Genomic DNA, 23,692 nt, shown 5'->3' on the forward strand with positions numbered 1-23,692 from the left:
CCTTAAATATTACAACGGACGTTTTTGCGATAAAGCCAGGTTGCTAGTCAAATATTTTCTGATAAGCCCAGCACTGTCAAACAGCCAATACAACAACTTAGCAACCACCAAACATAAACCAAAAATAATACAGAAAAACACCACACGGGAAACAAATGAATCCAACCCTTCACGAGCCAGAACTATCATGTTGAAGATCGCCCCGAAGCAAAATGCCTGCAAAATAGCAGCCTTATAACGATTAGTCTCCTGTTTCCCCAACTCATAAATCCAGTCAAACCACTTAATTATCAACCCAACAACAATCGCACCAACCGGAATAAACAGCACTCCCCCCATAACAATCAAAGATCCTATCAAAGTTGGGGAGATTGCCAAGCCGGAGTGGTTATCTAACACTTCCCAAGTAAAGTAATTTGCAGAATTCAACACAGCATCAGGGCGTCCTGGCCAAAGCCAGCTTGGAATGAAGACATAGAAATCACGGATAATAGGTGCCAACCCCTGAAAATCGATTTTGTCGTAGTTATTCAATAATAACGCAAAATTTTCCCACGGAGAGAAAGTATCTCTTGTGAGATAAAGGAAAGTATAAAACGCTTCTGCACCACTAACATCCAAACTATAGCGTTTAAGTGCCAACCAGAACATACCAACAATTCCCACTGCTCCCGCAGTTATCAGCATCCACAATGTTATCCAACCACGAACAATGCCGATAAACAGAAACAGCGCAAACGCAATAATAATATTAGCCCGCGTTCCCCCAACAATCACATAAGTCAAAATCCCGAAAGCAACCGTGCTTATCAGAAAAAACAGCCAGCGTAATTGTGTCGGCTTCAGGAAATAAACGACTAGCATGGCTGGAATAAAGAAGTAAAAGAACCGTTTTAAGGCAACACCAGACACCTGACTGGAGAAAATCTGACTATACGACTGTAACTTAAACAATAGAAAACCATTCTGCATGAAGAATAGCCCAACTGTCACAACCGCAACTAATGTCAGTAGTAACCATGTCAAATTAGTTTCTACCCGGTTCATGGTGAATACAGGTGCTTTGGGTTGCCCAGAAGGTTTTTTTAGCCGAGTTTTATAACTGACGTAATAAATTGCATAGAAGCACGTTGAAGCCAACAGAGCATGTAACAAAGAGTCTACTGGTACCACCTCAACATCAAACTGAAAAACCAGCAAGCACGTCAGTGGGAAACCGAAATAGAACGTCAGCAAATAAAGCAATGAGAAGAACACATTAAAATTAAAACGTACACGCCGGAATTCCTGATAAGTTAGCGTCAGGATAAAAACCAGTGATATCAGGTAAACAGTAAATAATCCGCCAAACTGCGTTAAACTCATTGCTGCTCTCCTGCCGCTTTTGCCAGCGCCTGCCGCCAACCATCAACAAAGTTCGGGCTGAAGAAAGCTATTGTATTCCTGTCTAAGGAAAGCATCTGCCGTTGTGCTTCGGCAATCAATTGTCTATCCAAAGGATCGCCGAGGAAAAATACCGGTACCTGCTGTTCTGTCAGATCCTGCCAGAAAAGATTTCGACGACTAAGTACAAACGGCACACCAAATTGTATCAACAGGCAAATTGTTCCAACCCCTTGCTGGCGGTCAAACATGAAATACCCTAAATCGCAACAACGCAATAATGCCAGATAGTCATCAAATTCCATCTTTTGCTTAATAATTTTCAAACTTTCTGAGCAAAACAGTGATAAAGCCGTTTGCTCAACCTGAGCAATATAAACCTGATTATTCTCTGGATAACCCATCGGAATGACTATTCGTACCTTATCACCAAATTGCTTATGAATAGCTTTGAGTGCGGCAATATGTCGGTTTGATCGATCACCGGAGTTCCCTAGCAAAATTGTCACTCTGTTATCGTCAGAAGGTGTTTTTTCTACCATCGTCAAAGCTGGCTCCATTCTGATTGGGAAATAAAGCAATGATGTTGGTACCTCCAGATGATGCTGAGAATAAAAATGTGAATCCCCACGAGTCGCAAATACATGTTCCACCCGACTCTGCGCCAAACGACGTAAAAAATAAAACAGGCGGAATTTCAACTGGCGAGAATCTTCATACAGATCTGCTCCCCAAGCATGCCACCAAAATTGATTACGTTTAATTTTTCCTGACAACAGTGCCAACCACAAACCTGTATTAAATTGACCATGAAAAAAAAACCGGCAAGCTCTGTCTGATTGCGCTTTAGCAGTAACCGCCCGCGCCAGAACTTTTTTACTGTCAAAAAATGTCATATCCAACTCCGGACAATCATCCAGAGAAGCTCGATTCCTGGTCACCACCATAAACTTTGGTTTGGCCGAAAAACCAATTTCTTGCACTAATACATCATTAAAAAAGCGCAATACCGTTCGATTGTGATGCGGAATATCAGATCCCAGAACGTGAATTAGGGTAGTCATGCTCGCCTACGGTAAATAAGAAATACACCACAACAAAGGGTGAAATAAACAATATAAGTTGTCATATAGGCTTGTGCTGCACCTAACGCTCCATTAGCAGGAATAAGCCAGTGGGAAAAACCAGTAAGCAACAAAAACTGACTAACCTCAGTCAGCACATAAAAACGCAACGCAGCTTTGGCAATCACCAAATAACCAAAAACATAGGCACCCACTTTCAAGACATCACCAACCAACTGCCAAGCAAACAAATCACGCATAGCCGTAAATTTGTCGGAAAACAGCAACCAAATGGCAAAATCACGCAACAACCATACAGTAAAACTTGCAACAGCCACCGCTGGCAAAACAAGTTTCAACGCCTTGACTATCTCATCTGATATTTCGACCTTACCCTGTAATCGTGAAAGCGTTGGCAACAGATAAACACTGAAAGAAGCCGTAATAAATTGCAGGTAAGCATCGGAAATACTACTTACACCTTGCCAGATACCCACATCATCCCAACTATAATGCGCTGCCAGCAAGTTTCGCATCATAATATAAGCAACTGGTAAAGTGATAGAAGTCAACAAAGCCATAAGGGTAAATTTGCCGAGTTGACTAGCGAGTACCTTATCCCACATAGGCTTAAGAGCTGATAACGGAACCACTTTGCGATACCAAAGCATCAGCCCCGCAGGAAATATTATCAGTGCTGGCACTAAAGCCAAACCAGCCAAAGCACCTTCATACCCTCCAAGAGTAAAGCAGAGATAATAGGCCATCACACCAATTAAACTACCAAGAATAATCGCCAGGGCATTCCCCTGAGCATCCCAGTATCCTTTCAAAATAGCCAGAAAATAGTTGGCACTGGCAATACCCATTTGAATAAATGCGAGCGCCTGCACAACGGGTTCATAATCTCGATGGCCAAATAACCTAATACTGATTGACCCACTGAACAACAAAAAAATTACTGCCAACAGCGTGGAAAACCCCAAGATAATGGCAGAAGACGTTCCTAATACCGCACGCAGCCTTTCCGGTTGCTGCTGATATTCAGCAACATATTTAGTCACACCATTAAAAATACCTGCTCCTGCCAATACCCCCAGCACGGTAATAAGTTGACGGAAATTACCCGCCAGCCCAACACCACTGGGACCGAAAGCAACTGCCAGTAATTTAACAATCAAAAGCCCCACACCGATCTTTATCAGTGTAGAGCCAGCAGTCCATACCGATGCTTTAGCCAGTGACATATCAGGAAAAGAATTCCTTGATATGTTTGATAACAGTTTGTTGCTCAGTCTCTGTTATGTTGTAAAACATTGGCAAACGTACCAAGCGATCACTTTCACTAGTAGTAAAGCGATCTTCTCCATGGAAACGGCCAAATTTCTCACCACCTGGGCTACTGTGCAGAGAAACATAATGGAATACCGTTAGTACACCAGCATCGTTCATATAGCTATTGAATGCAGAGCGTTCTCCAATATCTTTCAGCTTGATATAGAACATATGGGCATTATGCTCTAATCCTTCCGGTATTACAGGCAATGTCAGGCGACCAACATCAGCCAAAGGTTTTAACGACTGATAATAGGTATCCCACAAGGCAAGACGACGTTCATTGATTTTCTCAGCAGCTTCAAGTTGTGCCCACAAATAAGCAGCCTGAAGTTCTGACATCAGATAACTGGAACCAATATCACGCCAGGTATATTTATCGACCTGACCACGAAAAAACTGGCTGCGGTTAGTTCCTTTTTCACGGACAATTTCCGCACGGGAGATCAGTGATTTGTCATTAATAAGTATTGCACCACCTTCACCACCAGAAGAATAGTTCTTGGTTTCATGGAAACTGTAACAACCGATGTGTCCAATAGTTCCCAATGCGCGGCCTTTATAAGTAGACATTACGCCCTGTGCTGCATCTTCTACTACAAACAGATTATATTTCTCTGCCAAAGCCATGATTATATCCATTTCACAAGCCACACCCGCGTAATGAACAGGAACAATCGCACGTGTTCTATCTGTAATCGCTGCTTCGATTTTAGTTTCATCAATATTCATGGTATCCGGACGGATATCCACAAAAACAATCGTTGCTCCACGCAGTACAAATGCGTTCGAAGTAGAAACGAAAGTGAAACTCGGCATGATAACCTCATCACCGGGCTGGATATTTAGCAAAATAGCCGCCATTTCTAGCGAAGCTGTGCAGGATGGTGTCAATAGAACTTTCAGGCAATTGAAATGTTGTTCCATCCACTCTTCACAACGTTTGGTAAAACCACCATCCCCGCAGAGCTTACCGCTCGCTATTGCCTGCTTCATATAATCTAATTCAGTGCCGACTACTGGCGGTCTGTTAAATGGAATCATTTCGCCCCCGATATAACCAATAAGCAGTGCTTTCAACAAATGCACCACTGCGTTTATAGAGACGCAAAGCAGCGATGTTGCTGGTTTGTGTCGCGATTCTTAATCGTTGTATTTGATGGTACTGGCACCACTGTTGCGCCGTCGACATTAATTTTGAACCGATCCCACAACCGGTATTTCCTGGAAACACTGCCAGCAACCCCATGCGAGCCTGGCCTCTCTCTAACTCCCGCAAAGTAACGAACCCTGCGGGTTGCCCATTATCCCCATTTACCAGTAAACATTGATGATCAAATGTGCCCAACACCGCTTTCTCAACCCAAGTAGCGTAGAAACGACCACCATCCAGCGGCTGATACCAAGGGGTGCGGAAACGGCTTGAAGAAAATACTTTAGAAGCCACTTCTTTCAACATGGGAATATCTTGCTGCGTTGCCGATATCATCTCAGTCTCAGAACTATCACTACAATTCGTAGTATACGCATTTTTTGTGCCAATCATTAAAGAGAAGTCTACTTCCCCTTCCACCAGCGAAAAACCCAATGCCGATAATCCATCAATAATGTCTGGCCGTTGTACTAGCACTTTAGCCTGCACTAAAGAATACTGTTCTAACTGAGATAAAGTTAACAACCTGGAATCAGGTGCAAAATCAAGGCGAGCAGTGGAGAATCCAAAATAATGGCTATCCCACTCTAACGGTTCAATATTGGCGCGAACGGACATGAAGCAGATCCAACAGATATTGGCCGTAACCAGTCTTTGACAAGGATTTTGCTGTTTCTCTTAAGTGATCATCATCTAACCAACCATTACGCCAGGCAATTTCTTCAAGACAGGCGACTTTGAAACCTTGACGCTTCTCAACAGTCTGCACAAAAGTGCTGGCCTCAATCAGACTATCGTGAGTGCCGGTATCCAACCAAGCAAAACCGCGCCCTAACAGTTCAATATTCAGTTCACCGCGATCCAGATACATCTGGTTAATACTGGTAATTTCTAATTCACCCCGTGCAGAAGGCTTTACCTGTTTAGCAAAATCCACAACCTGATTATCATAGAAATAGAGACCTGTTACTGCCCAGTTAGATTTTGGTTTTTCTGGTTTTTCTTCAATGGAAAGAACATGAAACTCGTCATCAAACTCCACCACACCAAATCGCTCAGGGTCCATCACCTGATAACCAAAAATAGTCGCTCCTTTTCCACGGGAAACGACACTCTTCAGTTTCGGACTGAATGCTTGCCCAAAGTAGACATTGTCTCCCAATACCAAGCAACAGGATTCGCCGTTAATGAACTCTTCACCAATCAGAAATGCCTGAGCTAAACCATCCGGTGATGGCTGCTCTGCATAACTCAAGCGAATACCAAATGCGTCACCATTGCCAAGCAATCGCTGGAAAGAAGGTAAATCTTCTGGCGTGGAGATAATCAAAACATCGCGTATCCCTGCCAGCATTAGTACTGACAAGGGATAGTAAATCATCGGCTTATCATAAATTGGCAGTAATTGCTTAGAAACACCTCGTGTTATCGGATGCAACCGGGTACCCGATCCTCCTGCCAGAATAATGCCTTTCATGTTACCTCCAAAGTAACTCAGTCTTTACCTAATCCAAGACGCTCACCAGCATAAGAACCATCCTGAACTCTGCTCCACCAGTTTTCATTTTCCAGATACCATTGAACTGTCTTACGAATACCAGATTCAAAAGTTTCCTGGGGTTTCCAGCCCAACTCATGTTCAATTTTCGCCGCATCAATGGCATAGCGCATATCATGACCAGGACGATCTATGACATAAGTAATCAAATCACGATAGTAAGCAATATTTGCTGGCTTCTCTGGGTGAAATTCTTCCAACAATTCACAAATCGCGTAAACCACATCAATATTTTTTCGTTCATTATGACCGCCGATATTGTAGGTTTTACCCGGTTCTGCTGTTGTTACAACCAGATAAAGCGCCCTGGCATGATCTTCCACATACAGCCAATCACGAATTTGCTTCCCTTCTCCATATACTGGCAGGGACTTGCCCGCTAATGCATTCAAAATCATCAGCGGTATCAATTTTTCCGGGAAGTGGTAAGGACCATAATTATTTGAACAATTAGTGATAATTGTCGGCAAACCATAAGTTCGGTGCCATGCTCTTACCAGATGGTCACTAGATGCCTTGGACGCTGAATATGGGCTGCTTGGCGCATAAGGTGTCTCTTCGGTAAAGAAACCATCCTCACCATGTAAATCACCATACACTTCATCTGTTGAAATATGATGAAAACGGAAAGCGGCCTGTTTCTCTTTACTCAATTTTTGCCAGAAAGCTCGAGCAACTTCCAGCAAAACATAAGTACCAACAATGTTGGTTTCGACAAAAGCCGCAGGGCCATCAATAGAGCGATCCACATGACTTTCTGCCGCCAGATGCATCACACAATCCGGTTGATACTGCTCAAACACCCGGTCCAGCGCTTCACGCTGGCAAATATCAACCTGTTCAAAAGCATAGCGTGGGCTATCCGCAACCGAGGCAAGAGACTCTAGATTGCCAGCATAAGTCAAGCTATCAACCACAACTACACTGTCTTCTGTATTATCAATAACATGTCGCACAACAGCAGAACCAATAAAACCCGCTCCACCTGTGATTAGAATACGTCTCAACACCAGACCCCTTTTGTATCCACAATCCATTTCTGTTTAATGTCATAACCATTTATCGCTTTAAACTGATTATGATCCACCAGCATCAACAGGATATCTGCTTCTTCCAAAGCTTTCTCCAAGTTAACCAGTCGAACTATTTCCTTCAAAGAAGTTGGTAATTCATGAACATTAGGTTCTACAGCCAATGTCTCACCTGCATGCCATTGCGCAATCATACGGGTGATATGCACCGCTGGACTTTCACGCAAATCATCAATATTTGGTTTAAATGCCAAACCAAAACAGGCAATTTTCACTTCTCCGGCACGTTTTCCACTCTCAGCCAGACAGTCCGCAACAGCCGCTTTTATTTGATCCACAACCCACAAGGGCTTGCCATCATTAACCAAACGTGCTGTATGTATAAGACGTGATTGTTCCGGGTTTTGGGAAACAATGAACCACGGGTCAACAGCAATACAGTGACCACCCACACCAGGCCCCGGCTGAAGAATATTTACGCGGGGATGGCGGTTTGCCAAACTGATAAGTTCCCACACGTCGATACCTTGATCAGCACAAATCAGGGAAAGTTCGTTAGCAAATGCAATGTTTACATCTCGAAAGCTATTTTCTGTCAGCTTACACATTTCTGCTGTCCTTGAGTTAGTGATAACACATTCACCTTCAAGGAAAATTTTATACAGCTCGCTGGCTCTGGCTGAAGATTTTCGTGTCATACCGCCAACAACACGGTCATTCTTAATCAGTTCGACCATAACCTGGCCTGGTAACACGCGTTCAGGACAGTAAGCAATATCAATATCAGATTCCTCACCTACCTGCTGAGGAAAAGTCAAATCAGGACGTGCTGCCGCCAACCATGCTGCCATCTGCTCCGTCGCACCCACTGGTGAAGTAGATTCCAGAATCAACAGATCGCCTTTTTTCAGAATTGGTGCCACTGATTCAGCAGCGGAACACACATACTTCATATCCGGCTCATGATCACCTTTAAAAGGAGTTGGAACAGCTATCAAAAAAGCATCTGCTGGTAACGGAGAAGTCACCGCTTTCAGGTAACCCTCTTCCACAGCAATTTTCACCACTTTGTCCAGATCCGGTTCTATAATATGAATTGCACCTCGGTTAATCGTTTCTACCGCGTGCTGATTAATATCGACTCCTATGACTTTCTTATTACGGGATGCAAACGCTGCCGCAGTGGGTAAACCGATATACCCAAGACCGATAACAGAAATAGTTTCAAAACTCATAATGTCACCTGATTTTTTTCAAAGCATCGAGAATACGTTGACAGGCATCACCGTCCCCGTAAGGATTATGAGCACGGCTCATTTGCTGATAGGCGGTATCGTCTGTCAACAATCGTGTCACCTCTTCTACGATAGTTTTTGTGTCTGTTCCTACCAGCCGTACCGTTCCGGCATCAACCGCTTCTGGTCGTTCAGTAGTATTACGCATCACCAAAACCGGTTTTCCCAAAGAAGGCGCTTCTTCCTGAATGCCACCGGAATCCGTCAGGATCATATAGGAATGGTTCATCAGATAGACGAATGGCAAATAGTCCTGTGGTTTTATAAGAATGATATTATCAATATTATGCAAAATGCGCTTTACCGGCTCACAAACATTTGGGTTCAAATGAACCGGATAAACTACCTGCACTTCTGGATGAGTACGGGCTATCTGCGCCAAAGCTTCACAAATTCGTTCAAATCCACCACCAAAACTTTCACGACGATGGCCTGTTACCAGAATCATTTTTTTATTGGTATCAATAAACGGGTAGTGTTCCGCCAACTTACTCCGCATAATCTCGTCATTCATTATTCGATCGCGTACCCATAACAACGCATCAATCACTGTATTGCCCGTGACAAAAACCTGATTATCTGCAATCGATTCTTTCTGCAAATTCTTACGAGAGTTTTCCGTCGGAGCAAAATGGTACATTGCCAGGTGCCCAGCAATCTTACGGTTTGCCTCTTCCGGCCAAGGGGAATAGAGGTCGCCGGTTCTCAGTCCAGCTTCAATATGACCGACAGGGACACGCTGGTAGAACGCAGCTAAACTGGTTGCCATAGTTGTTGTAGTATCACCGTGAACCAACACAACATCAGGCTTAAATTCGGCCAAAACAGGCTTTAATCCCTCCAGAATACGACACGTAATATCCGTTAAATCTTGCCCTGATTTCATAATATTGAGATCAAAATCGGGAGTGATCTCAAAAAGATGTAATACCTGATCCAACATTTCCCGGTGTTGGGCAGTGACACATACTTTTGCTTCGAAGGCTTCATCCTTTGCCAGCGCATGTACCAACGGAGCCATCTTGATGGCTTCTGGCCGGGTACCAAACACAGTCAACACTTTCACAGTGACTCTCTTATTGGTCAGTAATTTGCAGATCTTCCTGCAAAAACACTATTTGATACTATTTATTTCTGCTTCTGTAGTTGCGAAAAGTATCTCTCAAAAGCAGTCACTTCTATAACTACTTGGTTACTTACGCGAACGCCGTATTAGCGCCACTCCGGCACCAATTAAAGTACCAACCGCACCCCACATGATTACAATGAACATTCTGCGTGGGCTGTCTCTGGTAACAGGTTCCTCTGGGGTTCTCAGATAACGGTAAGTCTGGAATTGATCCTGCAATATCGGGCTAACATTCAATGTTGCTAACATCGCAATATTCTGCTCATAGTCCACATCGTAATCAGGACCTATTGCTTCGAGAGTTTCAAGCTGAGCCTGTAACAACGGTGCACCTAACATAAACATTTTTGAATCAGGTAACTGATCCATCGGTGTATCAGTTTGACTACGCCGAATCCCTTGCTTTTCCGCAATTTTCAAAGATTGCTGCAATACATTCATTTCACGGTTATAAACCGCTTTAGCAACCATTTTTTGTCGTTTAACCAATGCGTTCATAGAGTTAGTACGGGTAGTCCATGCACCTTTTACTTCATCATTCAAATGGGTACTAGCGTGACTGTTTGCAAAAGCAATGTATTGGCGTAAGAGTTGATTCGCTTGTGCAGAAGAGTCTGCTGTCAGTTTGATACTATCATTCAGCACTTTTTTATCATCATGAGGAATGAACTGAATATTATTGATTAACTCATCCAGTAAAGCTGCATCTGCTCTGGCATCACCCTCCTGATGTCGTTTGTAGTAATCAGACTTTAACCAAAATTCACGGCGGGTATCATATGCCGCGAGCTGAGTGACAAGTTCTTTATACGCTTCTTCTGGAATAGACGGTAACTGAGTTTCCTTTGAAACGTTAATGTGAGTATCCAAGTTGCGTAAAAACTGCTGCTGAGAATAATAACTACCCAAATGATTAGTCGTAGGCAAGTCAATGGTTGCCGTTGCACTCCATTTCTGTTGCATCAGATAAGATGCTCCCAGAGCTATAGCAGCGAAGATTATTGCCAGTACGACAATCCATATTTTTCCACGCCATAGAGCACTACACAAGGCCCCGATATCCAGCTCATGCTCCAGAGTCTGTTGATCTTGAATAGATTTCGTTTCTGATTTTATCACTGCACAAAACCTCTGTTGATAGATGTTTAATGGTTAGCAGAATAGCGTATACGACGTTTTTGCCGTTTAATGAAACGAGCCACCCGCCATGCACGCTTGATGCAATAGCCATACAACATAAATGCAAGCAAGAACAATGCCAACATTACCCATTCAGGAACAAACTCCAACCATTCTCCGATCATTCCGGTAGCCGCGAATAAAGCCGCAGCAACAGTGATCAAAACAAATGCCTGACGTGATGAAAATCCAGACCGCATAATCAGGTGGTGAATATGTTGTCTATCTGGAGAAAATGGGCTCATTCCTTTACGCAAGCGACGGTACATGATGGCAACCATATCCATTAAGGGAATGGCAATAATCCACAATGCAGTAACTGGCTTCACAGAAGGTTCATTCCCCTGAGTAGATTCAATAAGTAGCCAGATAATGGTAAAACCAATCAGTGTACTGCCCGCATCACCCATAAATACTTTGAAACGTTGGCTTAAGAAACCAAGATTGAGAAGAATATAAGGAAGAATGGCCGCAATAAATGCAAAACACCATAATGCCAGTGCCGTGTTACCACTTCGATACAGTAAGATCCCCAAAGCACCGAAAGAGACACAAGATAATCCACCTAATAGTCCATCTATCCCATCAACCATATTGAATGCATTAATAGCAGCCCAAACAGCAAATAGCGTCACAACATAACTGAATGGCCCAAGATTCATATCCCAAGGACCAAAAGCATAGCCAAGGCTATTTAATTTCAGGCCAGCAAAATACATCATTGCAATACCAACCAGAGCCTGAATAGTTGCCCGGACCTTAACGCTGATATCAAAACGATCATCCAATGCACCAACAAATACCAGTACAGTGGCACAAATTAAGTACGGCCATTTATGAGGTATAAACTCGTTTGTTATAACAAAAGCAAAACAGATACCAGCAAATACAGTTATCCCACCAACCAGAGGTACTAGTCCCTGATGATGCTTACGATAATTGGGTTTATCAACGAGGCCAATTTTCCTTCCTGCGATACGCGCCATAAACAAAAACGCAAACGAAAACAGAAAAATGCAAAAAATTTCAATACTCATACTGGGAATATTCACGATAAAAACTCTCCGTGAAAAACAAATATAACCTGGTTATTTATCATCCACAGCCACATGGTTTTTCTGGCCAGGAACCAACCCCATAAATTCTCCATTTTGTGAGGATACTTTTCTTTACTGTAGAAAAATTAATAACCTTTACATCATAATCTACGATGCTTATTGGAAAATGGCAGTATATAAGTTCCATGCAAAATACATACCATATCTATATGGTGCTATCGCACCAGATGCAAAAAACGCCACAGAACTGTGGCGTTGAAAAATCATCATGAACCAAGTTAAAAACTACGAGCGTTTCATCATGTCAAAGAAATCGTCGTTTGTTTTACTCATAGCCAGTTTATTGATAAGGAACTCCATCGCATCAATTTCTCCCATTGGGTGAATAATTTTGCGAAGAATCCACATCTTTTGTAGCTCTTCAGATGTGGTAAGTAACTCTTCTTTACGTGTACCGGAGCGGTTGTAATCGATAGCAGGGAAGACGCGCTTTTCAGCAATTTTACGTGAGAGGTGCAACTCCATATTACCAGTGCCTTTAAACTCTTCGTAAATCACTTCATCCATCTTCGAGCCTGTATCCACCAATGCAGTAGCAATAATGGTCAAGCTTCCACCCTCTTCTACATTACGTGCAGCCCCGAAGAAACGTTTTGGACGATGTAACGCGTTAGCATCTACACCACCAGTCAGTACCTTACCGGATGCCGGAACAACAGTGTTATAGGCACGTGCCAGACGAGTAATAGAATCAAGCAGGATAATAACGTCTTTTTTATGTTCAACCAGACGCTTTGCTTTCTCAATGACCATCTCTGCCACCTGAACGTGGCGGGAAGCCGGCTCATCAAAAGTAGAAGCAATAACCTCACCCTTCACCAAACGTTGCATTTCAGTGACTTCTTCCGGACGTTCATCAATCAGAAGTACCATCAATACACAATCCGGATGATTATGAGCGATGTTAGCTGCGATATTTTGCAGCAACATAGTTTTACCCGCTTTTGGTGGAGCAACAATAAGACCACGTTGTCCGCGACCAATTGGTGCCGCCAGATCCAGAACACGAGCCGTCAGATCCTCAGTGGAACCATTACCACGCTCCATCCGCAAACGGTTATTCGCATGCAAAGGAGTTAAGTTTTCAAAAAGAATTTTGCTGCGGGCATTTTCTGGTTTATCAAAGTTAACTTCGTTAACCTTCAACAGTGCAAAATAGCGCTCACCTTCTTTAGGTGGACGGATTTTACCTGAAATTGTGTCACCGGTACGGAGGTTAAAACGGCGGATTTGGCTGGGAGAGACGTAGATATCATCGGGACCGGCAAGGTAGGAGCTGTCTGCTGAACGGAGGAATCCAAATCCATCCTGCAATATCTCCAGCACACCGTCACCGAAGATATCTTCTCCACTTTTCGCATGCTGCTTAAGAATAGAGAAGATAATATCTTGTTTACGCATACGGGCCAGATTTTCCAGCCCCATATTTTCGCCGAGTGTAATCAGTTCAGATACCGGCGTATTCTTTAATTCGGTAAGATTCATAATGGTGGGTTCTTTAACTCGGGGTATATCTCGAACTATGAACGTGAATAGTATGGCAGCGTCATCGATGCCTGTTTATTTTGTACAAAAACAAATAAGACCTTTAATACATCATTTATATAAAAAGGTAATAATTTGAAGTACCAAGATTGAGCTCAAATAAGACTGACAGGCTGTCAAAAACGCTGTTGAGATAATGCCGAAACATTACTGATTTCTATAAAAAAACTATCTCAACGTAATGAGTTATACACCAGATTATTCCTGTACAACCCATTGGATATTTTAGACTATCCAGAGATAACAGACTTATCAGACACTACAGATTGTTCAGTATGCAACATACTTCTAAACATAGAGGTATGTGATACAGGCAGTGGCGCTAACTTATCATGCTTCTTTACGGACGTCTAGCGGTCAATGAAATAAATAGTGATATACGCCAAACGTCCGGTATTAGTGTGATCTCACTTCAATCAGAGATTAGCATCCAAAAATTCTTTCAACTGAGTTTTTGACAATGCCCCCACTTTGGTGGCAGCTACCTGACCGTCTTTAAACAGTAGTAGCGTAGGAATACCGCGGATACCATACTTAGGAGCAGTTGCCGGGTTATCATCAATGTTCAGTTTTGCAATCGTCAGTTTGCCTAAATATTCCGGTGCAATTTCATCTAAAATAGGTGCAATCATTTTACATGGACCACACCATGCCGCCCAAAAATCGACAAGAACTGGACCCGCTGCTTTCAGAACATCAGCATCAAAGCTATCATCACTCAAATGAATAATTTTATCGCTCATTTTTTACTCCAAAGAATAATTTTTTACTATGCTAGTGTAACATTACTGATATAAGGTTGCTTTTATTTCAGAGGATACACTTCCGTAAAACAACGGTTAACTGATATTCTACCACACTATGAGTAAAACACACTTGACAGAAAAGAAGTTTTCCGACTTCGCCTTGCACCCCAGAGTCATAGAAGCTCTTGATAACAAGGGGTTTTCTAATTGTACGCCTATACAGGCACTGACATTACCTTTCACTGTCGAAGGTCGTGATGTCGCGGGGCAAGCGCAAACTGGTACCGGGAAGACACTAGCATTTTTAGCGTCTGCTTTTCATTATTTACTGACTCATCCCACAACAAAGGGGCGTCAAACCAATCAGCCAAGAGCGCTGATTATGGCTCCTACCCGCGAACTAGCCGTACAGATTTACTCTGATGCAGAAGATCTAGCGCAAACAACGGGATTAAAGATGGGTCTTGCCTATGGTGGCGATGGTTATGACAAACAGCTGAAAGTGCTGGAATCCGGTGTTGACATTCTCATCGGCACAACCGGACGTCTGATCGACTATACCAAACAAGGGCATATTAATCTGAATGCCATTCAGGTTATGGTGCTTGATGAAGCTGATCGTATGTACGATCTGGGTTTTATCAAAGATATCCGCTGGCTATTCCGTCGGATGCCACCTGCAAATGAACGCATGAACCTGCTGTTTTCTGCCACTCTGTCTTACCGAGTCCGAGAACTGGCATTTGAGCAAATGAATCATGCAGAATATGTAGAAGTGGAACCGCTACAGAAAACGGGGCACCGTATCCGCGAAGAGCTGTTTTATCCTTCTAATGAAGAGAAAATGCGTCTGCTTCAAACGTTATTGGAAGAAGAATGGCCCGATCGCTGCATTATTTTCGCCAATACTAAATATCGTTGTGAAGACATCTGGGCCCATCTTGCTACTGACGGGCATCGCGTTGGTTTGCTAACTGGTGATGTTGCACAGAAAAAACGGTTACGTATTCTGGAAGAATTCAGCAAGGGCAATATTGATATTCTGGTTGCAACTGACGTGGCAGCTCGTGGATTGCACATTCCATCCGTAACTCATGTTTTTAACTATGACTTACCAGATGACTGCGAAGATTATGTTCACCGCATTGGCCGTACTGGACGTGCAGGTGAAAGTGGCCACTCTATCAGCCTGGCCTGTGAAGAATATGCTCTGAACCTGCCAGCAATCGAAGATTATATTCAGCACCAAATCCCTGTCAGTAAATATAACAGTAATGCATTGCTGAAAGATTTACCGGTTCCTAAACGCCGCCATCGTTCGCGTTCAGGGAACCATCAGCGTCGAAATAATTTGTCGCATCGTAACAATACACCGCGTAATAACCGTAAACGTTCAGGTTAAATTAAATGATGTTGAGTTCCTCTTCTCTCTACGCGGCTATTGACCTGGGTTCAAACAGTTTTCATATGCTGGTCGTGCGTGAAATATCCGGCAGTATGCAGATACTAGCTCGAATCAAACGTAAAGTCAGGTTAGCCGCCGGACTGGATAAAAATAACTATTTATCCCAGCAAACAATGGAGAGAGGTTGGCAATGTCTCAGAGTTTTCTCTGAACGCTTACAGGATATACCGCCATCACAAATCCGCGTCGTTGCTACAGCAACTTTGCGTATCGCCGGAAATTCTGGTGAGTTTGTGAAAAAAGCATCAGAAATACTTGGTTGCCCAGTTACAGTAATCAGTGGCGAAGACGAAGCTAGGCTTATTTATCAAGGGGTTGCTCATACGACCGGCGGCCCTGAAAAACGCTTGGTTGTCGATATTGGCGGTGCAAGTACAGAACTGGTCACAGGAAATGGGGCAAAGGCTAATCAGTTATCCAGCCTGAGCATGGGCTGTGTTACTTGGCTTGAATGTTACTTTAATGATCGTAGCCTGACGGAAGAAAACTTTGCCAAAGCCGAAGCTGCCGCACATGAAACGCTGAAACCTGTTGCTTCAAAGCTTATAGAACAAGGCTGGCAGATTTGCGTCGGAGCTTCCGGCACAGTTCAGGCACTGCAAGAAATCATGATTGCCCAAGGTATGGATGAGCTGATTACTTTGCCAAAACTCCAGGAACTCAAACATAAAGCGATTGAATGCGGTAAGCTGGAAGAATTGGAAATCGAAGGATTGACGCTGGAACGGGCACTGGTTTTCCCAAGCGGTCTTGCTATCCTGATAGCTATTTTTCAGACATTAAATATTGAAAGTATGACTCTTGCTGGCGGCGCTTTACGGGAAGGTCTTGTTTACGGCATGCTGGATTTACCGATAGAACAAGATATTCGCATCAGAACTTTACGTAATATACAGCGCCGCTTTCAGTTAGAAGTTGAACAATCTCAACGAGTCAAACAGTTGGCTGAACACTTTTTACAACAGATTGCTAAACCTTGGGAACTTGATAGCCGATGTCATGAATTATTATTCAGTGCTTGTCTGATACACGAAATTGGCCTGAGTGTTGACTTCCATCAGGCTCCATCGCACGCTGCCTATCTTATCAGTTACCTCGATCTTCCCGGCTATACTCCCGCACAAAAACAGCTATTAGCCACATTGCTAAAGAACCAGAGTGCCACGATTGATCCAGTTTCCTTCAGTCAACAAAATGCTTTGCCTCTAATACAGGCCCAACGTTTATGCCGTCTATTGCGATTAGCTATTATATTAGCCAGTCATCACCGAGATGACACCTTTTCTGCTCTGCGTTTAAATGTGAGGGGGGAAGAATTGATGATCACCTTGCCTCATGGCTGGCTAATGCAACATCCTCTACGAGCAGAGTCTTTACAGCAAGAAATTCAGTGGCAAAACCATGTTCAGTGGCCGCTTATTTTGCAAGAACAAGAATTAGGTGGCTCAAATCTGAGCTAAATCACATCTCGCCGTATCTCTGTAACATAGGGACCTCCTATGTATTTTTTACTGCTTATTTTTCTGCCCAAGCCCTAAACGTGACTTGATATCTGCAATACGTGATTGTCCTTTCTGCATTCTCTCTTCAGCAGTCACCATTTTTTTATCTTTTGGCCAATGCAAATCATCCTGTGGTAACTCATGTAAAAAACGGCTTGGTTCTGGACGGATTAATTCACCATATTGACGACGTTCTTTACATAAGGTGAAGAATAGCTCCCGTTGTGCACGGGTGATTCCCACATAAGCCAATCGTCTCTCTTCATCAATATTGTCTTCATCAATACTGCTCTGATGAGGTAATAACCCTTCTTCCATACCGACCAGAAATACATATGGAAACTCCAGCCCTTTAGAGGCATGCAGAGTCATCAATTGTACCTGATCAAACTCCTCACCATCTTCGCCACGCTCCATCATATCCCGCAATGTGAAACGTGCTACCACCTGAGGTAAATTCATTGGTTCATTCAGTTCATCACCTTCCAACATTTCACTCATCCAAGTGAATAACTGATTAATATTTTTCATCCGCATTTCAGCTGCTTTCGGACTCGGTGATGTTTCGTACAACCAACTTTCATAATCCATACCATGCAGTAAATCACGCACAGCCAGCAAAGGTTCCTGTTCAACCTGGCGGGCTATCTCGTCCATCCAGTGAGTAAAACGCTGCAATGCAACCAGACCACGACCGGTCAGACTTTGTTCCAAACCAAGATCAAAACTGGCTTGATAGAGACTTTTACTGCGTTGATTCGCCCACTCGCCCAGTTTTTGGACTGTAGCCGCACCAATTTCACGTCTTGGCGTATTAACAATCCGCAGAAATGCACTGTCATCTTCAGGATTAGTCAGCACCCGCAGATAAGCCAGCAGATCCTTAATTTCAGGACGAGCAAAAAAAGAAGTACCACCAGAAATCCGATAAGGAATACGGTTTTGCATCAGCATTTTTTCAAACACTCGGGATTGGTGATTTCCCCGATAGAGAATAGCGTAATCTTTATATTGGGTTTTATTAATAAAGTGATGTGCAATCAGCTCTCCGACAACTCTTTCCGCCTCATGATCTTCATTATTAGCCGTGATAACTTTCAACGGATCACCATACCCCAGCTCAGAAAAAAGACGTTTTTCAAATACATGGGGGTTATTGGCGATCAGAATATTAGCGGCTTTCAGAATACAGCCCGAAGAACGATAGTTTTGTTCCAGCTTGATCACATTAAGTTTCGGAAAATCTTGTTTCAATAACACCAGATTTTGTGGTCTTGCTCCGCGCCATGAATAAATCGACTGGTCATCATCACCCACCACAGTAAAACGAGCCCTTTGTCCCACCAGCAATTTAACCAATTGATATTGACTAGTATTGGTGTCCTGATATTCGTCTACCAACAGATAACGGATGCGGTTTTGCCAACGTTCCCTGACTTCTTCATCACGCTGCATCAACAAGGTAGGTTTGGCAATCAGATCGTCAAAATCCAACACATTACAACTCGCCAGATGTAAATCATAACGGTGATAGCATTCAGCAAACTGATGCTCCTGAGCAGAACGGGCCAATGCCGCTGCTTGTTGTGGAGAAAGCAGATCATTTTTCCAGTTTGAAATGGAAGAAATTAGTTTTTGTAGCAGTTCCTTATCTTCTTCTAACAAATCAGCTGTCAGATCTTTCAGCAAAGCCATTTGGTCCTGCTCATCAAACAGTGAGAAATTGCTTTTCATTCCCAGCGCCTTGTATTCGCGCTTAATGATTTCCAATCCCAAGGTATGGAAAGTAGAAATCATCAGCCCCTTAGCCTCTTTACGCCCTAGAGTCTGCGCTACACGCTCTTTCATTTCCCTTGCTGCTTTATTAGTAAAAGTCACAGCTGCGATATTACGAGGCTGATAGCCACAAATACGGATAAGATGAGCGATCTTATTCGTAATCACTCTGGTTTTGCCGGAACCAGCCCCCGCCAAAACCAGACAGGGGCCGGTAACAAATTCAACTGCTTGTTGTTGGCTAGGATTTAATCGCATAGTATCTAATGAGTTATATCAGGACAGAACTCCAGGGGGTGGAATTGTAGCAGAAAGAGGGGAAGGAAACGCCGTTTTCTTTAAAGCAACAAGCCACCTTTCTCAATCACGATGGCTTGTTACTCAACACATTTTAAATTTAAAGAGGGAAGATTTATCTCCCTCTATCTTTAACTCAAATCTGATATCAATCACCAACAGAAATACGTTTCATATCTGTCATATAGCCACGTAACACACGGCCAACAACCTCAATTGGATGGTTACGGATAGCTTCATTAACATCACGTAACTGAGCGTTATCAATACCATTCTCTGCAACAGACTTACCTAAATCACCTGCCTGTAGTGATCTCATGAACTTTTCTTTCAGCAATGGAACCACAACATGAGAGAACAAATAGTTACCATATTCTGCTGTATCAGAAATAACCACGTTCATTTCATACAGACGTTTACGAGAGATAGTATTAGCAATTAGCGGCAATTCATGCAGAGATTCATAATATGCAGATTCTGCAATAATACCGGTATCAACCATAACTTCGAATGCCAGTTCAACCCCAGCTTTCACCATAGCAACCATCAAAACACCGTGATCAAAGTATTCCTGTTCACCGATTTTGCCATCATATTGCGGTGAATTTTCAAACTGAGTGTTACCAGTTTCCTCACGCCATCCTAATAACTTCTTATCATCATTAGCCCAGTCCGCCATCATACCGGAAGAGAATTCACCAGAAATAATATCATCCATATGTTTTTGGAACAGTGGCGTCATGATGTCTTTCAATTGCTCAGATAACGCATATGCACGCAATTTTGCAGGGTTAGACAAGCGATCCATCATCAAGGTAATACCACCTTGTTTCAGTGCTTCGGTGATGGTTTCCCAACCAAATTGGATCAGCTTTCCTGCATAACCTGGTTCAGCACCTTCCTCTATCAATTTGTCATAACACAGTAGTGAGCCAGCTTGTAACATACCGCACAGAATGGTTTGTTCACCCATCAGGTCGGACTTCACTTCAGCAACGAAAGAAGATTCCAGAACACCGGCGCGATGCCCACCCATTGCCGCTGCCCATGCCTTAGCGATCGCCATACCTTCACCTTTTGGATCGTTTTCTGGGTGAACAGCGATCAAGGTAGGAACACCAAAACCCCGTTTGTATTCTTCACGCACTTCAGTACCAGGGCACTTAGGCGCTACCATCACAACAGTGATGTCTTTACGGATTTGTTCACCTACTTCAACAATATTTAAACCGTGAGAATAACCCAGTGCAACATCCTCTTTCATCAACGGTTGAACTGCGCGAACAACAGAAGAATGTTGTTTATCTGGCGTCAGGTTAATAACTAAATCAGCCTGCGGGATCAGCTCTTCATAAGTACCGACTTGAAAACCATTTTCTGTTGCTTTACGCCATGAAGCTCGTTTTTCTTCAATTGCCTCTTTACGCAGGGCATAAGCGATATCCAAACCGGAGTCACGCATATTCAGACCTTGATTCAGCCCCTGCGCACCGCAACCGACGATGACGACCTTTTTGCCTTTTAAATATCCTGCCTCATCAACAAATTCTTCCCGTGCCATAAAACGACATTTACCTAACTGCGCCAACTGCTGACGCAAGTTCAGCGTATTAAAATAATTAGCCATTAGTAACTCCGTGGTCATGTTGTGTTCAGCAATTAAGTGCTGCGACTGTTTTTGATATTTCCTCACCCAGTGAGGTGTCTGCATATTTTCAATATATGACATGAAAGCTATTGCTTAAATTGATATATTAACAATACTACATTGCATTTTATGCAATACTGATTATGGGATAATAAAAGGTAAACAGATTATGGACATACGTGATCTAAAACTGTTTCTGCATCTGGCTGAAAGCTGTCATTTTGGCCGCACTGCGAAATCAATGCATGTCAGTCCTTCTACATTATCTCGCCAAATCCAGCGCATTGAAGATATTCTGGGTCATCCATTATTTTTACGGGATAATCGCACCGTAAAGCTGACATTCGCTGGAGAGCAACTTAAACAATTCGCCCAACAAACATTGTTACAATATCAGCAACTACAACACTCACTAAATCAACAAAGCCCATCGTTAAGTGGCGAATTACGTCTGTTTTGTTCAGTCACTGCGGCCTACAGTCACTTACCACAGATTCTTGATCGTTTCCGTGCGGAGCATCCCCTGGTTGAAATCAAACTTACCACTGGTGATGCCGCAGATGCAGTCAATAAAGTACAGTCTAATGATGCCGATTTAGGAATCGCAGGTAAGCCAGAAAAGCTACCAGATAATGTCAGCTTCACCAAAATCGGTGAAGTACCACTAGTATTGATTGCACCGTCCCTCCCCTGTACTGTGCGAACGCTCGTAACACAAGAGAACCCTGACTGGGATACTATCCCCTTTATTTTGCCGGAACATGGTCCTTCACGTAAACGCATTGAGTACTGGTTCCGCCATCATCAAATCAACAACCCATTGATTTACGCTACAGTATCCGGCCACGAAGCGATTGTTTCTATGGTTGCGCTAGGTTGTGGAATTGCATTAATTCCCAATGTAGTTGTAGAGAACAGTCCTGAACCAGTGCGCAATCGCATATCTTTACTGGAGAACATTTCTCTGGTGGAGCCGTTCGAATTGGGTATATGTGTACAGAGAAAACGGCTAAATGAGCCCTTAATTAAAGCATTTTGGGGATTGCTATAATGAATAGCCTTAGCAGGTATTTTTATTCATTACAAGTCTGATATAACCCACTTCCCGCATTATGCTCATATACTTATGATTGGTGTGACATAATTCACAAAGAATATAAAAAAATAACCATATAGTTTTCACGATAATATGTTTAATATAAGTTATAACTAATCAATAATAATTATATGAAATATTGACTCTTCATTAAGTTTTTGGTTACTAATTATGTTACTAAAGAAAATATCTATAGCTATATCAAGTGGATAGTGATATTTACCACTAAAGCACTCAACTATTGTTAAGATTGGCTAGCAAAAGCAAGTCACTTTGAATATTTCATCAGCTACAAACATAGCGGTGAAAAATTCTCTATGCTATGACAAAACGATATTTGCCAATAGTGAAATTATTCCCCGAACGATACCATAGGAAATAATATCAATTTCATAATAATCATTTTATAATATCAATGCAATATAGTTTACAATAATAATTATTTAATTAAAAAATTAATATCATGGATTTATTATAATCACAGGAAATAATTAACTCAAACACACACAACAATTTAATAAAGGATAAGATTATGTTACATAAAATACCGTATTTTATTAAATTCTATAAGTTTCATCTGCAAGATTTAGTTTTCTCTTATAATATGAAAACAGAATGGCATCGCCACCCTTGTATACAATTAAGTGTAACACCAAATAATTCATCCATGAGAATTGACACTGACAATGAATCTAGACAAGTGCATGGATTTATTATTTCTTCTAATATTAAACATAAATTACACACAGAAGAACAACTCTGTTTTAATTTACTAATAGATCCAGCCAATCCTCTATGCCATTTGTTATCACATCAAATGGGAAACTCAGATATAATATATTTAAGTCAAGAGTCATCCAGTTTGATAGCAAATTATTTTATCAATTGTTTACAATCAGAAACCTCCCCAGATATTTTTATCTTAAATAACCTCTTAGGTGAAATAGAAAATTGTCATTGTTATCAGGATAAAAGGATCATGAAAGCAGCCACTCTCATCACTGAACTGCCGGTTAAATGTATATCTTCCCGAGAAATATCAAACCAACTTTATTTATCTGAAAGTCGATTTTTACATCTATTTCGAGAAAAAATGGGAACAAATTTCCGTAGCTATCTATTATGGAAACGCCTACATCATGCTATTGATGAGATACATTTATCTGATTCCCTTACTCTATTAGCCAGTAATAGCGGGTTTTCCGATAGCGCACATTTCAGTCGTACCTGTATGATGCTATATGGATTAAGACCATCTGAATTAAAAAATGCTTGTATGAACAGATTACAACAAAAACAACTCAATTTTTCATCAACATTAGCAGGATTAAATTTTCCAAAGCAAAATATCTGTGTCATGCATGAATAGTAT

General features: G+C 42.3%; 19 protein-coding genes. 4 read left to right on the top strand and 15 right to left on the bottom strand.

The window, feature by feature from the left end; genetic code table 11:
• Positions 1-9: 9 nt before the first annotated feature.
• From wzyE to trxA, 13 genes are all read right to left on the bottom strand, one after another.
• Positions 10-1,365, bottom strand: a complete 1,356-nt coding sequence (wzyE, locus tag C5469_RS08930) for an ECA oligosaccharide polymerase (protein ID WP_166305090.1) — start codon at positions 1,363-1,365, stop codon at positions 10-12.
• Positions 1,362-2,447, bottom strand: coding sequence for a TDP-N-acetylfucosamine:lipid II N-acetylfucosaminyltransferase (locus C5469_RS08935; protein ID WP_166305091.1), 1,086 nt, complete (start codon positions 2,445-2,447; stop codon positions 1,362-1,364). The genes wzyE and C5469_RS08935 overlap by 4 nt, the downstream gene beginning before the upstream one ends.
• Positions 2,444-3,694 carry a lipid III flippase WzxE gene (gene wzxE / locus C5469_RS08940; RefSeq protein ID WP_166305092.1) on the bottom strand — a complete coding sequence of 417 codons (1,251 nt, stop codon included), beginning with the start codon at positions 3,692-3,694 and terminating at the stop codon, positions 2,444-2,446. The genes C5469_RS08935 and wzxE overlap by 4 nt, the downstream gene beginning before the upstream one ends.
• Before the next feature lies 1 nt (position 3,695).
• Positions 3,696-4,826: a dTDP-4-amino-4,6-dideoxygalactose transaminase gene (gene rffA / locus C5469_RS08945; RefSeq protein ID WP_166305093.1), complete on the bottom strand. Its 1,131-nt coding sequence runs from the start codon at positions 4,824-4,826 to the stop codon at positions 3,696-3,698.
• Complete coding sequence (gene rffC, locus C5469_RS08950; RefSeq protein WP_166305094.1) at positions 4,813-5,553, bottom strand: dTDP-4-amino-4,6-dideoxy-D-galactose acyltransferase; 741 nt, start codon at positions 5,551-5,553, stop codon at positions 4,813-4,815. The genes rffA and rffC overlap by 14 nt, the downstream gene beginning before the upstream one ends.
• On the bottom strand, positions 5,531-6,412 hold the full coding sequence (gene rfbA, locus C5469_RS08955) for a glucose-1-phosphate thymidylyltransferase RfbA (RefSeq protein WP_166305095.1): 882 nt from the start codon (positions 6,410-6,412) through the stop codon (positions 5,531-5,533). The genes rffC and rfbA overlap by 23 nt, the downstream gene beginning before the upstream one ends.
• A gap of 17 nt (positions 6,413-6,429) precedes the next feature.
• Positions 6,430-7,500, bottom strand: coding sequence for a dTDP-glucose 4,6-dehydratase (gene rffG, locus C5469_RS08960; RefSeq protein WP_166305173.1), 1,071 nt, complete (start codon positions 7,498-7,500; stop codon positions 6,430-6,432).
• Entirely contained in the window at positions 7,497-8,759 is a 1,263-nt protein-coding gene (gene wecC / locus C5469_RS08965) for a UDP-N-acetyl-D-mannosamine dehydrogenase (protein WP_166305096.1), read from the bottom strand. Before wecC ends, rffG begins: the two co-directional genes overlap by 4 nt.
• 4 nt (positions 8,760-8,763) lie before the next feature.
• Positions 8,764-9,885 carry a non-hydrolyzing UDP-N-acetylglucosamine 2-epimerase gene (gene wecB / locus C5469_RS08970; protein ID WP_166305097.1) on the bottom strand — a complete coding sequence of 374 codons (1,122 nt, stop codon included), beginning with the start codon at positions 9,883-9,885 and terminating at the stop codon, positions 8,764-8,766.
• Positions 9,886-10,011: 126 nt separating this feature from the next.
• Positions 10,012-11,067, bottom strand: coding sequence for an ECA polysaccharide chain length modulation protein (wzzE, locus tag C5469_RS08975; protein ID WP_166305098.1), 1,056 nt, complete (start codon positions 11,065-11,067; stop codon positions 10,012-10,014).
• A 26-nt stretch (positions 11,068-11,093) separates the two neighbouring features.
• Positions 11,094-12,179: a UDP-N-acetylglucosamine--undecaprenyl-phosphate N-acetylglucosaminephosphotransferase gene (gene wecA, locus C5469_RS08980; RefSeq protein WP_166305099.1), complete on the bottom strand. Its 1,086-nt coding sequence runs from the start codon at positions 12,177-12,179 to the stop codon at positions 11,094-11,096.
• Between the two features lie 291 nt (positions 12,180-12,470).
• Positions 12,471-13,730, bottom strand: a complete 1,260-nt coding sequence (rho, locus tag C5469_RS08985) for a transcription termination factor Rho (RefSeq protein WP_015836218.1) — start codon at positions 13,728-13,730, stop codon at positions 12,471-12,473.
• Between the two features lie 476 nt (positions 13,731-14,206).
• Positions 14,207-14,533, bottom strand: coding sequence for a thioredoxin TrxA (gene trxA / locus C5469_RS08990; protein WP_054478909.1), 327 nt, complete (start codon positions 14,531-14,533; stop codon positions 14,207-14,209).
• Positions 14,534-14,651: 118 nt separating this feature from the next.
• Here trxA and rhlB point away from each other — a divergent pair, with 118 nt between their 5' ends.
• Together rhlB and gppA are read left to right on the top strand one after the other, a co-directional pair.
• The gene (gene rhlB, locus C5469_RS08995) at positions 14,652-15,938 is read left to right on the top strand and encodes an ATP-dependent RNA helicase RhlB (protein ID WP_166305100.1); all 1,287 of its coding nucleotides are present in this window, start codon (positions 14,652-14,654) and stop codon (positions 15,936-15,938) included.
• An 8-nt stretch (positions 15,939-15,946) separates the two neighbouring features.
• Positions 15,947-17,461, top strand: coding sequence for a guanosine-5'-triphosphate,3'-diphosphate diphosphatase (gene gppA / locus C5469_RS09000; protein WP_166305176.1), 1,515 nt, complete (start codon positions 15,947-15,949; stop codon positions 17,459-17,461).
• A 48-nt stretch (positions 17,462-17,509) separates the two neighbouring features.
• On the opposite strand, the gene rep is transcribed toward gppA, so the two are convergent.
• On the bottom strand, positions 17,510-19,537 hold the full coding sequence (rep, locus tag C5469_RS09005) for a DNA helicase Rep (RefSeq protein ID WP_166305101.1): 2,028 nt from the start codon (positions 19,535-19,537) through the stop codon (positions 17,510-17,512).
• Positions 19,538-19,724: 187 nt separating this feature from the next.
• Positions 19,725-21,203, bottom strand: coding sequence for a ketol-acid reductoisomerase (gene ilvC / locus C5469_RS09010; protein WP_166305179.1), 1,479 nt, complete (start codon positions 21,201-21,203; stop codon positions 19,725-19,727).
• A gap of 190 nt (positions 21,204-21,393) precedes the next feature.
• Between ilvC and ilvY the strand changes: the two genes are divergently transcribed.
• Both ilvY and C5469_RS09020 read left to right on the top strand, forming a co-directional pair.
• Positions 21,394-22,275 (top strand): HTH-type transcriptional activator IlvY, encoded by an 882-nt coding sequence (ilvY, locus tag C5469_RS09015; RefSeq protein WP_166305103.1) that lies wholly within the window; start codon positions 21,394-21,396, stop codon positions 22,273-22,275.
• Positions 22,276-22,852: 577 nt separating this feature from the next.
• Entirely contained in the window at positions 22,853-23,689 is an 837-nt protein-coding gene (locus C5469_RS09020; protein WP_166305105.1) for an AraC family transcriptional regulator, read from the top strand.
• Positions 23,690-23,692 lie beyond the last annotated feature (3 nt).

The organism is Photorhabdus cinerea, from assembly GCF_011189575.1.
GTDB classification, from domain to species: domain Bacteria; phylum Pseudomonadota; class Gammaproteobacteria; order Enterobacterales; family Enterobacteriaceae; genus Photorhabdus; species Photorhabdus cinerea.